Here is a 12,408-nt window from a genome sequence, read left to right as displayed (position 1 = left end):
TATAACTATGAAGAAACTAATATTATCCATAACAGTTATTGCATTTCTGGTTAGTAGCTGTGAAATAGCAAACTTTGATGACGACATAAATAAAAACCCTAACTTACCGAGTGAAGCTGAACCTTCTCAGCTTATTGCCAATGCGATGCTTTCGCTGCCGTCATTGAGCTCTTCTCCACAAGGAGAGTACAATGCACAGTATTTGTCGGAGATTATTTATATCGATGATTCTCTTTATCCTGAAAGTACAACCAGTTTTTATTGGCTGTACCAAGGACCATTGATAAATCTTCAAACAGCTATCGAAAACACTAATGTTGCTAATGAGGCGGCTGTTGCCAAGATCCTCAAAGCCTATTATTTCTGGCATATGACGGATCGCTGGGGAGATATCCCTTATTCTGAAGCGTTGAACGGGACCGAAGATTTTACTCCGGCCTATGATACGCAACAAGAGATTTATGAAAATCTCTTTGCATTGTTGAAAGAAGCCAGAGATCAGCTCGAAGTGGGTGCTGGTCTTTCAAATGATATTATCTATAATGGTGATATCGAAAAGTGGAGAAAGTTCGGTAATACTGTTCGTATGCTGATGGCACTTCGCTTATCTGAAAGAGACGAAGCATGGGCAGAAGATGAGTTCACTAATGCCATGGATGATGGAATTATGACATCGAATGATGATAATTTCGTATTCCAGCATCTGGCGAACGAAAACAATGAAAATTACTGGTATAATCAGATTATACGGCAATCTCGGGTATGGTGGGCCATTCCTGTTAGAATTATTAATATGATGGAACCGAACAATGACCCCAGACTACCGGTTTATGCAGAGCAGGCTGCAAATACCGGCGATTATACCGGTTTGCCGTATGGTACTCCCAATAGTGTTGAGGCCGATGATTACTCACTATTAGGAACAGACATCTATGAGCAGGATGCCCCGGTTTACTTGGTTACGTATGCACAGGCCAAATTTGCACTGGCAGAGGCGGCCGAGCGTGATTGGACGACAGATATCCCCGAAACACATTACAATGAGGCTATCGAGGCTTCTATTGTGCAGTGGACGGGTAGTGATGCTGGTGTGCAAAGCTATCTGAATGAGCCCGATGTTATTTATGATCCTGCTAATGGCATCGAGATGATATCGGAGCAGCGATATCTGCACCTTTTCATGCATGGATATGAGGCATGGGCAGAATATCGTCGAACCGGCTTTCCCGATAATATGGTAAACCCACAAGGCAGAGATGTGCCGTTGCGACAGGCTTATACCTCTGATGAGGAATTGAACAATACCGAAAACTACCAGGAAGCCGTTGATCGTCAGTTTAATGGCGACAACTCAATTTACGGTCGACTCTGGTGGGATGTAGAATAATCCCAAAGCAATAAACTCTGCTTGGTAATTATAAAACTGTTCCACTAATTTGATAAAAGGCACAGGAGTTACATCCCTGTGCCTTTTATATAGCATTAATATTCATTAAAAAAATGTAACCTGATGAAGTACCGATATCTATCCATACCATTAATAATTTTTCTATTTGTTTCGCTGATAGCTTGCGGACCATCCCATGAGCGGGATATCCAACAGAAAATTACCAATACTTCTCAACACTTTGCGCCCGACAGTAGAGTGGCTTTATTTGATGTGGAAGCGAAATCAAATGATGGGAAATGGGTTCTGAAGGGAGAAACAAATCTTCCCAAAGCCAAAGAGGCATTGCTTGATTCGCTTTCTGCAATGAATGTTACGACTGTTGACAGCATCAATGTGCTGCCGGATGATGAGCTCGAGGGGAAGACGCTGGGAATTATTAATAACTCGGTAGCGAACCTTCGGTCACGCCCCTCACATCCCGCACAACTCGTTACCCAGGCTACGTTGGGTATGCCCGTAAAGGTTCTGAGAAAAGAAGGCAGCTGGTACTTTATACAGACCCCGGATGATTACCTGTCGTGGGTTGATTATGGAGGGATCCATCAAATGGGCCAAGAGGAATATGAAGAGTGGAAATCAGCGGATAAAATTATTTATCTCGAAACCAATGGATATGCTTATGAGCAGCCGAATCGAGAGTCACTAAAAGTATCTGATCTGGTGAGCGGAAGCATCCTTAAAGTTACAGGGACAGAAGGAAATTATTATGAGGTTAGCTATCCCGATGGGCGAACCGGTTTTGTAAACCGATCTGAAGCCCGTTCATTTGACGATTGGAAGGCATCTGTCAAAGCGTCCGAAAACAAACTGGTAGAAGAGGCAAAATCGATGAAGGGGGCGCCTTATCTGTGGGGAGGAACATCCTCTAAAGGAATGGATTGCAGTGGCTTTACCAAGACCATCTATTTTATGAACGGTTGGATTATCCCGCGTGATGCATCTCAGCAGGTTCATGCTGGCGAATTGGTTGATTCTACCGGTCATTTTGAGAAGTTACGTCCTGGTGACCTACTATTTTTTGGTAGTGAAGCAACCGAAGAACGGGATCGGCGCGTTGTACATGTAGGTATGTGGATTGGCAATGACGAATTCATCCATTCTGCGGGAAGAGTAAAGGTGAGCAGCATTGATCCTGAAGCAGAAAACTACGATGAATATAATCTTAATCGCTATCTCGAATCGCGTCGATATCTGCAGCATAAAGAAGGTAATATCATTGACGTAGAAGATATGTACGAGATATAATGATTAACGTAATACAACTGGGGTTAGGACCCATTGGTCAGCGCCTTACACGATATCTTTTCGAGCGAGAAGGAATACAAATTGTGGGAGCAGTTGATCCTGATCCCCAAAAGGTTAAAAAAGATGTGGGAGAGCATGCCGATATTAAAGCGTTGGGTGTTTCCATCTCACCGAATCTTGATTCCTGTGCTGCCATTCGGCAGGCTGATGTAGCTATAATATCTACGGTTTCATTCCTGGAAAAGATGGAAGTCCAAATTCGGGAAGTGGCAGATTACGGATTAGATATCGTATCGACTTGTGAAGAGCTTTCGCATCCCTGGAAAACGCATCCGGAATGTGCCCACAGAATTAATGACTATTGCAAAGAAAAAGATATTTCATGTGTGGGTACGGGCGTCAACCCCGGCTTTTTGATGGATTATCTGCCTTCGGTACTTACGTCGGTTTGTCGCGAGGTAAAGCATATTAAAGTGGAGCGTATTCAAGACGCACGACCGCGTCGCAAGCCATTTAGAGATAAAATTGGGGCCGGGCTTACGGGTACTGAATTCGAGGAAAACAGGGGTGCCATTCGCCATGTGGGGTTGCCCGAATCGGTCCACATGATTGCCGAAGCTATGAACTGGAAACTAAGTGAAGTAAGTGAGACGATGCATCCTGTTTTTGCTGAAAAAACGATATCAATGGACAGTGGAAAGGTCCAAGAGGGTGATGTTGCAGGTGTTCGACAAGTGGCTCGCGGCTACCAAAGCGATAGTGAAGTAATTACTTTAGTTTTCAAAGCAGCCGTTGGAATAGAAGAATCTCATGACAGTATTCATATAATCGGGAGTCCTACGTTTACTTCTACTATTGACGGTGGAATAAACGGTGATATTGCAACTTCTGCTATCATTGTGAATGCGATACGATCGATAAGCAGAGCTGCGCCGGGACTTAAGACCATGCTTGACATAACAGCTCCCGCTTATTTTAGTGGAGTTAATGCATAGAGTTTGGCTAAATATTAATCTTTAGTTTGAGAAAGATGGAAAGGAAAATATTAGTTTCGGTTCTTTTGATTGCTATACTGGCGGTGGGATGTAAATCTTCAGAACCATTCTCAGAAACCAAGAAATCAGAAAAAGAAACGCCGCGAACTCTGCTGTCAGCAATGATTGATACCTCCCAAGTATTTTCGGCAAATCTGACGGGATTTGCCCTTTATGATCCGGAGGTTGATTCAATGATTCACAGTCAAAACGGGAATCGTTATTTCACTCCGGCCTCAAACACCAAGCTTTTTACCTTCTATACCGGATTGAAACTCCTGCCGGATTCGCTGAAAGCACTGGAGTACGAAGTGCGCGGAGACTCACTTATTTTCTGGGGAACGGGGGATCCCTCGTTTTTGCATCCAGATTTTGGCAATAAAAAGGTCTATGAGTTTCTAAAAAACCGGGATGAAGATCTCTATTTTTCCGATTCCAATTTTGATGATGAGCTGCTGGGTCCGGGATGGTCGTGGAGCGATTATCAGTATTACTATCAGACCGAGAAAGTACCTTTTCCTATTTTTGGAAATGTAGCCCGGTTTACGATACAGGAGATTGAACTTCGCAAGATTGCCGAAACTGACAGCGGGTTGGCTGTTTCTCCCAAATACTTTCAGTCATTCGTAGAAGAAAATGGAGATCGCGATGATTTTCTGCACCGTGGAATGACTAATAATACATTTTTATATGACCAAGAGGCCGATACCAATACCTATACTATCGATAAGCCATTTCATTATAGTCCCGAGTTAGTTACTGAAATGTTATCTGACACGCTGGGTAAAACGGTAAAGTACGTGGATATCGAGCGTCCGAAATCCCCGAGAGAAGTATACAGCATAAAATCGGATACGGCTTACAAGCGGATGTTGCAGCCAAGTGATAATTTTATTGCCGAACAGCTGTTGCTGGTGACGGCCTCGGAGCTGGGGAAGCCGCTGAATTCCAGAAGTGTGATCGAGAAGATGAAAGAAGAGTATCTGGATATTCTGCCCAGAGAGCCGCAGTGGGTGGATGGATCGGGATTGTCGCGCTATAATATGTTTACGCCCGAATCTATGATTCGTCTGTTGGGTGCTATTGATGATGAGTTTGCCAATGATGAAAAATTGTTTCACTTGCTTCCGGCTGGAGGGGAACGGGGGACAATCAGTAGTTGGTATGCCCCCCGAGATAACAGAAAAAAACCGTACATTTTTGCAAAGACGGGCACACTCAGCAATAACCACTCGTTGAGTGGCTACTTATTGACCAAAAGTGGCAAGAAGCTGTACTTCAGCTTTATGAATAATCACTATGTGGGCTCTTCATCTGTGGTAAAAGAAGAGATGGAAAAGGTGCTCTGGTACATCTACAATAATTTCTAATGTTTTAGAAGATTAGAACTCCAGGTGGTCAGTCAGCTAAACAGTTTTTTGTGAATAGTCTTGACAATTGAAAGAACCTGATCGTTATCAACAACAAGATTAAGGTTTCCTTTGGACTTGCTGTAAGAGATTAAATTTTGCGGTACATTTCTAACTTGAGAAAGAATATCGGTAACCAGGCAATTATCACTGTTGCAACCAACCAGGCTGATAATCCCCTGATTGTTTAATACGTCTACCGATCCATAGCCATTAAGTTGTTCAATGGCATCATCAAGGTTGGCACCATTTTCGATGCCAATAGAGACGGATGCCTCAGTTGTTGTGACGACGTCGACAGCCAGATGGTGCCAGCGAAGAATATCGAAAACGCCCGCCAAAAATTCATAGCCCATTACGGTTTGTGAGGATGTGACCGTAACGATTGTGCAGTTTTCTTTATAGGTAATCGCTTTAACCGGTCCGCCGGTGGTGGATTCTGTAGAAATACAGGTTCCGGGTTCATCGGGTTCAAAAATATTTTTCACCCAGACGGGAATCTGTTTTTTTGATGCCGGTTTGGTTGTAGAGGGATGTAGTACCTTGGCACCAAAATAAGCCAGCTCAGTGGCTTCTTGAAAGCTGAGCTGTGGAATTGGTTTGGCATCGGATATAAAGCGGGGATCACAAGTATAAATGCCGCTTACGTCGGTCCATATTTCAATGGCTTCGGCGTCAAGGGCCGCCCCAATAAGGCTTGCGGAGTAATCGGAGCCCTCAAGACCCAAAGTCGTGATGTTTTCGTTGGCATCCATTCCGTAGTAGCCCCCCATAACCGGAATGTTATCAGCAGATATTTTCTGTTGCAGTGAATTTATTTTACCGGAAATAAAATCAAGGTTCGGGGAAGCTTTTCCAAAGTTGGAATCGGTACGAACAATTTGAGTAGCATCCAGCCAAGTGGTATATAATCCTGCTGCGTATCCACACTCGGTGAATAAATAGGAAGACAGTCGTTCCCCAATCGAAGCTATAACATCTTTGAGCTGTTCTGTAAGCTCCTGTTGACTGTGGATGGTGGCAAGATGTTCTTTCAATTCCTCGATACAAATGTTAATCCAGTTATGGCAAGCCATAAGGGTTTGGCTGGAATCATCATAATCCGCCAAAAAGTGTTCGACGATATTATTGTGGCGGGTTGCAATATCGTCGGCAATCATCTGTGCTTCTTGGGGGTGGTCAATGGCCTTATGGGCCGCTTTTATCAATGATCGGGTTGTCCGAGCTGTAGCAGAAACAACTACGAAAGGAGATTCATAGCGTTTAATAATATCAAATACCTGTTGCCAGGTTTTTGCGTTGCTCATTGAGGTTCCGCCGAACTTGAGGATATGCATCAACCTCTAATTTTGTAGTGATAATTTATTAATGGGCGTAAAAAAATAGGGAAGATCCGATTTTACAAACAAAATTTTGACCTATTGTAATGTGGATAGTTGTTTAAAACCCTTGCGCTTAAGAAGGGATTGCTGAGCATTCAAAAACTCTTTTATCTGGTTAATAGGAATGGCTTGAGTGATGCCATAATTAATGCGAGTTTTTTGTTGTACAAAAACGGAATCAGAATAGGGACGTATTATTCTCGAGTAGTTGTCGTTTTGGGGATGAGGGACAAGCACTTCTTCTCTGGAAGCCGTTGATGAACTTGCCATGCCTACCCACTCAAAGGTTTCATAATTAGTATCCGAAGCAAGAATCAATCCCCCGCTGATACCGGGATTAAAGGTGGCATCGGTAACAAAAAAACGATCATTCCAGCTTTCTGAAGAGCTGGCCAGCCCGCGTGTAACCATGGGATAGCTTTTGGGAAATCCCAAGACATATAAAAAAGAGCCCAATTGTAAAAAGTCGCTGTTGCCCGCTTCTATTGTGAGGGGGTAAAGGTCGAGGTTTCCAATTTGTTCGAACTCTACATTCAGGAGGGCTAAATCTGAGCGAGGATTGGTGGCTATAACCTCGAATGGTTGCAACTCAGAAGAAGTGTAGACAAGATTGGTTTGGTTTTTTTTGATACTGATAGATTCGATGTAAGTCTCCTCAGGAATCTCCGGCCCCTTGTAATAAGTAATCATGGTATCAGGGAAAAAGACCGTATGTTCACAGGTAATAAGCAGAGAATTTTGCTTATTTCGGCCCAGAATAATAGCTGTTCCGCTGGTACTTTCTTCTGCAGATGTTTGAGATGTGGCAATATCTCCCGGATTGTTGGTTTTGATATCAGCCAACGTTATAGCTTTGTCGCTAAAGTTATAGTTGTCATAAAATCCGGTAGATACAATTCGAACGACCGATTGCTGGGCATTTTTTAACTGTGAACTGATATCTTTGTGTGGAAAAGCAGAAGTGTAGTATTCAGAATATTCTTCTTGTGGCTGCTGACCAGAAGATTCGGTAGAAGCTGATTGTTGAGTGCTACTGCAAAAAGTAAGTATTAAAGCAATGGAAAACAGGGATAATATTGCTAACCAATTTTTCATGGTGTAATTGTTTCTTAAAAGCTGCTGCAAAAAGTGATACTGAATGGTTTTACTTAGTTTACAAAAACCTCTCACCACTTTTAAAACGAATTACTAAATCCGGTTAGTATATGAGATTCTATGATTTTAGCTGATCAGGAGCCAAATCTTCCAAGGAGTTACTTTCCTGTTTAATTTGTTGGCGGATTTCATCATCCAGATTGATATAAAATGCTTTGTCACCTTTGGTCGGTGAGGGGGGATTATCAACTGTATAAGGACGAATTTCGTTGTTTGGGGTAATTAAAAAAAGAGGGATATATTCTTCTCCAATTTGTTCTTCAAATTCAGCTGCCAGATTTTCCTCGTCAAACGTCATCGATTGGATTTCGGTATGTTCAGAAAAGAAGCGCGACAAATTTTCAAAGTTCAAGCGTTCGTGAAACAGAATTCTTCCGCTTAGATGGCTGGTTACATCTGTATTTTCCATCTGACCTTGGGTATTGGGAGCCAACTGAAAAACATGAGAACGTCCAAATATTTCTCCGAATCGCAAGGCGGCAAGTGAGTTTGTTTCATCATTAGGGGTTAAAGAAAGCATTCGTCCAACACCATCAAGATCGAGTTCTTCCAAAGCAAATTCTGATAAAATATTGCCGTGGTATGTTTCGAGTCCTTTGGAACGTGCCTTGGAAATATTTTTCCAGTTTGAGTCTGCAACCAAGACCTTCAATTCTACTTTCTTAATTGCTTCAGCTATTTTTAAGGCCCATTTGTGAGCACCAAGTATCAGTACCCCGTTGGGTACAGGTTTGGCAACACCTAATTTACGGGCTACCCATGCGGCCGGCAGACCATAAATAGTTACCGTTCCAATAATCACAAGAAAAACAACAGGCACCAGTTGGTCGGCATTTTCAAAACCATTTTGTGCTAAATTTATCGCAAAAATTGAAGAGATCGACGCTGCCACAACACCGCGCGGTGCCATCCAGCAGAGGAAAAGTTTTTCGCGCCAGTTAATATCCGCAAAATAAGTAGAAATATAGACGCCGATTGGCCGGGCAATAAGAATGAGAATAGCAAGAAAGGCTGCGAGGCTCCAGTTTAGGTTTTGGATTAAGCTGCTTAACTCTACCCGTGCTGCCAAAAGTATAAATAGCGCAGACAGCAGAAGTACTCTCAAGTTTTCTTTAAATTCTGTGATATGATTAATGCGAGCCGTTTTTTGGTTCGCTAATGCAATACCCATCAAGGTGGTGGCCCAAAGCCCTGATTCATGTTGAAGCATATTAGAAATGGTAAATACGGTAACTACTACCATCAGACTTACCGGGTTTTGCAGATAATCGGGAAGGAGATGACGCTTAAGGAGGAAATATATTAATGCGGCACCTCCCAAGCCTACGAGTGTGCCAAAAAAGATTGTTTTCATTATGCTCATCACAGCAACGCTGGTAGCAGCTGATAAGCTGGTGCTCAAAATCACTTCAAAGACGAGAACAGCAAGCATGGCTCCAATGGGATCAATAACAATGCCCTCCCATTTAAGAATAGAACCTACCTGTCCTGAGGGGCGAACCTGACGAAGCAAAGGGATAATAACAGTTGGACCGGTGACTACCAGAATAGCTCCGAGGAGTATAGCAAGTTCCCAGTCAAACACAAACAAGTAGTAAGCTGATACAGAGGTAATCCCCCAGGTTAAAACCACCCCTATACTTACCAGATTGCCAACGGTGCTGCCAATATCTTTGAGTTCTGAAAAGCGAAGACTTAAGCCTCCTTCGAAAAGAATAATAGCAACAGAAACCGAAATAAACGGAGCCAGCAGATCACCCATTAAATGATCTGGATCAAGAAGACCAAAGACCGGTCCTGCAAGGACACCGCTAATAAGCAGAAGTAAAATAGCAGGCAGTTTAAAGCGCCAGGCAATCCATTGTGCCCCAATACCAAATACTAAAATGCTTGTTATGCCAATTAAGAGATGTTCACCCATAAATTGTCGGGAATAATATTGTTATAATTGTAGAAGGTGAAAATCTATAAATGAGGTGTTAGAAACAAAATTATTCCAGATTTGTTATTGAAGAGTTTTTGGTGACAGATCCTTGGTTAAATAACTTGGGAATGGAATGTCCTAATATTACTATATATGATCAAAAATTTGTTAAAATTGCACCAATAATTTTAAGAACAATACAATCCTTGTATTTTAAGTGCTCTCAATCAATATAACCTATTAAGTAAAGAAAGATGAACAGCCAAATAAAAAGTAAACTTATTACAGAATTTTCCTGGCTGTTGGGAATTATTATTGCATCAGCTGCATTAGAGTATGCTATTATAGAGATTTTCGACCTGCATCCGATATTGGGGGTTAAGATTCAAGGATTGATCGGTCTTGTTGTAATCGCATATATTATTCGTATGATTGCAAGAATGGGTAAACAGGGAGTCATTGTTTTTGACGATGATGAAGAAGAATCCGGAGAACGGGAATAACATTTCTCGGCAAATAATTTTTTAACAAGCTGTTTTTTCAATTCTGAATAGCTTCAAAATCACAATTATTGCACTTTGGCAGAACTGAAAAATTCCAAAAAACTTAACAAAACACTCGGAGCATTTGATGTATTTGCAATAGCAACGGGAGCTATGTTTAGTTCCGGGTTGTTTTTGTTGCCAGGCTTAGCAGCAGGTGTTACGGGCCCGTCAGTTTTCTTGGCTTACTTAGTTTCGGGCATATTGGTGCTGCCCACCATGTTGAGCAAAGCAGAACTTGGGACAGCTTTCCCCCGTGCCGGTGGAACCTACTACATTATTGATCGGACCTTGGGTCCGTTAATGGGTAGTATTGGTGGATTTGGTTCGTGGCTATCCCTGATTTTTAAAAGTGCTTTTGCGCTCATTGGAATGGGAGCCTATATCTCAATCTTTTTCGAAGTGCCTATAACACCGGTTGCAATTATCTTAACAATTGCCTTTGGCGCACTTAATATATTTGGAGCTAAAGAAACGAGCAGGCTTCAGAATATCCTTGTCATTACGCTGCTCTCAGTCATGGCTTTTTACCTGGTGCAAGGATTTTCACACTTCTTTTCCTTAGACATGTTGGATATCCATCGGGAGAAGTTTACTCCATTTTTTAAGGATGGGATGCAGGGGTTCTTTGCTACAGTAGGGATGGTATTTGTGTCTTATGCTGGACTTACGAAAGTTGTAAGCGTGGCAGAAGAGGTGGAAGATCCGGATAAAAATCTACCGCGGGGTATGTTTCTATCGATACTAACCGCCATCGTGGTATATGTTGCAGGCGTTTTTTTGATGACATCCGTATTGGAACCTGAAGCCTTTTATAAAGATTTAACCCCTGTTGCTACTGCCGGTAACGTATTTTTAGATTGGCTGCCAGGGGATACAGGTCTCATTTTAGTGGTTATAGCTGCAATTGCCGCATTTGCCTCCACCGGTAATGCCGGTATTATGTCTGCCTCTCGATTTCCATTGGCTATGGCCCGCGATAAGCTGGTTCACTCCAACTTCTCGAAGTTGGGCAAGTTTGATACCCCGGTCTATTCCATCGTTGCAACGACCGGGATGATGATATTCCTGTTATTAGTCTTTAATGTAAAAGAAGTGGCCAAGCTGGCCAGTGCTTTTAAGTTATTGCTGTTCGGGCTCCTCAATTTGGCTGTTATTGTGATGCGCGAAAGCCAAATTGAGGAGTATGATCCCGGTTATAAATCGCCATTTTATCCCTGGGTGCAAATGCTGGGCATGTTAACCTCTGGACTGTTGATTTTTGAGATGGGCCTTCTATCTATTCTGTTTACTGTAGCTATTACCATATTGTCCGTAGCTTGGTACTATTACTATGCCTATGGAGAGGTTGACCGGCAAGGGGCTATATTTCATGTCCATGAGCGATTGGGGCAATATAAAGATCGTGGCCTTGAGCATGAGATGCGTCATATTTTGCAAGAGAAAGGATTACGTGACGAAGATCCATACGAGCTGGTAGTCAGTAAGGCTGCAATTTTGGATGTAACCGATAAACAGACATCCTATGAAGATATTGTGGAAAAAGCCTGTGCCACACTGGCAACAAAAGTGAGTATGGATAAGGAAGAGCTGATTAAGGCATTCCACACAGAGGATGATTTCGGAGCACTTTCGATTGGTAAGGGAGCGGCGCTAAATCATACAAGAATACCTGTTGAGGCAGAGCCGGAGCTGTTTATCGTGCGAATAAAAGATGGGTTAGTTACGCAAGATACCTGTTTTGAGGATGAGGGCGAAGATCAGCAAAAACATACATTTTATGCTCTGTTCTTCTTAGTTAGCTCAGAAAAAGATGCTACGCAGCACCTCCGGTTTTTAGCTCATATGGCCGAAATGATTGATAATGAGAACTTCTTTGATCGTTGGACTTCGGCAAAAGATGAGGCGGAATTACGGGAAGTATTACTACGAAATGAACGGTTTATTAATATTTATGTCCGCTCTGATGACAAAACGTCCAAGTTGATTGGGAAAAAAGTATATGAGATCGATCTACCGGGAGAAAGCCTTGTAGCTATATTGAAAAGAGGAGAAAGTGTTAATATTCCCCATGGCAATACAGAAATTCATGAGGGAGATAAATTGTCGATCATCGGACAGATTGAGGATATTGAGGAGATAAAAGAACTCAAAAGAAAATAGTTGGGAACGGCACTCGGTACAGTAATAAGAAGGTACTACGTTTATTGATGTTGTATTAAAAAAAGATATCTGAGAAGTTTTTTAAGAAAATAAGTTATTTTCTT

Annotated in this window: 9 protein-coding genes; 6 read left to right on the top strand and 3 right to left on the bottom strand. The window is 42.2% G+C overall.

Annotation, left to right across the window (positions count from 1 at the left end):
• Positions 1-7 precede the first annotated feature (7 nt).
• The 4 genes from ACQ4LT_RS14075 to ACQ4LT_RS14060 all read left to right on the top strand — a co-directional run bounded on the left by ACQ4LT_RS14075 (position 8) and on the right by ACQ4LT_RS14060 (position 5,099).
• Positions 8-1,387, top strand: coding sequence for a SusD/RagB family nutrient-binding outer membrane lipoprotein (locus ACQ4LT_RS14075; protein WP_445666696.1), 1,380 nt, complete (start codon positions 8-10; stop codon positions 1,385-1,387).
• A gap of 123 nt (positions 1,388-1,510) precedes the next feature.
• A complete protein-coding gene (locus ACQ4LT_RS14070; protein WP_445666695.1) occupies positions 1,511-2,695 on the top strand; it encodes a C40 family peptidase in 1,185 nt (394 codons plus the stop codon).
• Positions 2,695-3,690 carry an NAD(P)H-dependent amine dehydrogenase family protein gene (locus ACQ4LT_RS14065; RefSeq protein ID WP_445666694.1) on the top strand — a complete coding sequence of 332 codons (996 nt, stop codon included), beginning with the start codon at positions 2,695-2,697 and terminating at the stop codon, positions 3,688-3,690. Before ACQ4LT_RS14070 ends, ACQ4LT_RS14065 begins: the two co-directional genes overlap by 1 nt.
• Positions 3,691-3,725: 35 nt before the next feature.
• Positions 3,726-5,099 (top strand): D-alanyl-D-alanine carboxypeptidase, encoded by a 1,374-nt coding sequence (locus ACQ4LT_RS14060; protein ID WP_445666693.1) that lies wholly within the window; start codon positions 3,726-3,728, stop codon positions 5,097-5,099.
• 32 nt (positions 5,100-5,131) lie between these two features.
• Here the strand turns inward: ACQ4LT_RS14060 and ACQ4LT_RS14055 are convergent, their stop codons facing one another.
• The 3 genes from ACQ4LT_RS14055 to ACQ4LT_RS14045 form a co-directional block, all read right to left on the bottom strand.
• Positions 5,132-6,475, bottom strand: a complete 1,344-nt coding sequence (locus ACQ4LT_RS14055) for an aspartate kinase (protein WP_445666692.1) — start codon at positions 6,473-6,475, stop codon at positions 5,132-5,134.
• An 81-nt stretch (positions 6,476-6,556) separates the two neighbouring features.
• Positions 6,557-7,615 (bottom strand): trypsin-like peptidase domain-containing protein, encoded by a 1,059-nt coding sequence (locus ACQ4LT_RS14050; RefSeq protein ID WP_445666691.1) that lies wholly within the window; start codon positions 7,613-7,615, stop codon positions 6,557-6,559.
• A gap of 118 nt (positions 7,616-7,733) precedes the next feature.
• Positions 7,734-9,596, bottom strand: a complete 1,863-nt coding sequence (locus tag ACQ4LT_RS14045) for a cation:proton antiporter (RefSeq protein ID WP_445666690.1) — start codon at positions 9,594-9,596, stop codon at positions 7,734-7,736.
• 257 nt (positions 9,597-9,853) lie between these two features.
• Here ACQ4LT_RS14045 and ACQ4LT_RS14040 point away from each other — a divergent pair, with 257 nt between their 5' ends.
• Positions 9,854-10,102 carry a hypothetical protein gene (locus ACQ4LT_RS14040; RefSeq protein ID WP_445666689.1) on the top strand — a complete coding sequence of 83 codons (249 nt, stop codon included), beginning with the start codon at positions 9,854-9,856 and terminating at the stop codon, positions 10,100-10,102.
• Positions 10,103-10,177: 75 nt separating this feature from the next.
• Positions 10,178-12,304 carry an amino acid permease gene (locus tag ACQ4LT_RS14035; protein ID WP_445666688.1) on the top strand — a complete coding sequence of 709 codons (2,127 nt, stop codon included), beginning with the start codon at positions 10,178-10,180 and terminating at the stop codon, positions 12,302-12,304.
• The last annotated feature ends 104 nt before the right edge of the window (positions 12,305-12,408 follow it).

The sequence above is a fragment of the Fodinibius sp. AD559 genome, from assembly GCF_052712805.1.
This window is presented reverse-complemented; position numbering and strand designations above follow the sequence as displayed.

Coding starts and splice junctions, on each gene's coding strand:
- ACQ4LT_RS14075 (WP_445666696.1), top strand. CDS start 8: ATGAAGAAACTAATATTATCCATAACAGTTATTGCATTTCTGGTTAGT.
- ACQ4LT_RS14070 (WP_445666695.1), top strand. CDS start 1,511: ATGAAGTACCGATATCTATCCATACCATTAATAATTTTTCTATTTGTT.
- ACQ4LT_RS14065 (WP_445666694.1), top strand. CDS start 2,695: ATGATTAACGTAATACAACTGGGGTTAGGACCCATTGGTCAGCGCCTT.
- ACQ4LT_RS14060 (WP_445666693.1), top strand. CDS start 3,726: ATGGAAAGGAAAATATTAGTTTCGGTTCTTTTGATTGCTATACTGGCG.
- ACQ4LT_RS14055 (WP_445666692.1), bottom strand. CDS start 6,475: ATGCATATCCTCAAGTTCGGCGGAACCTCAATGAGCAACGCAAAAACC.
- ACQ4LT_RS14050 (WP_445666691.1), bottom strand. CDS start 7,615: ATGAAAAATTGGTTAGCAATATTATCCCTGTTTTCCATTGCTTTAATA.
- ACQ4LT_RS14045 (WP_445666690.1), bottom strand. CDS start 9,596: ATGGGTGAACATCTCTTAATTGGCATAACAAGCATTTTAGTATTTGGT.
- ACQ4LT_RS14040 (WP_445666689.1), top strand. CDS start 9,854: ATGAACAGCCAAATAAAAAGTAAACTTATTACAGAATTTTCCTGGCTG.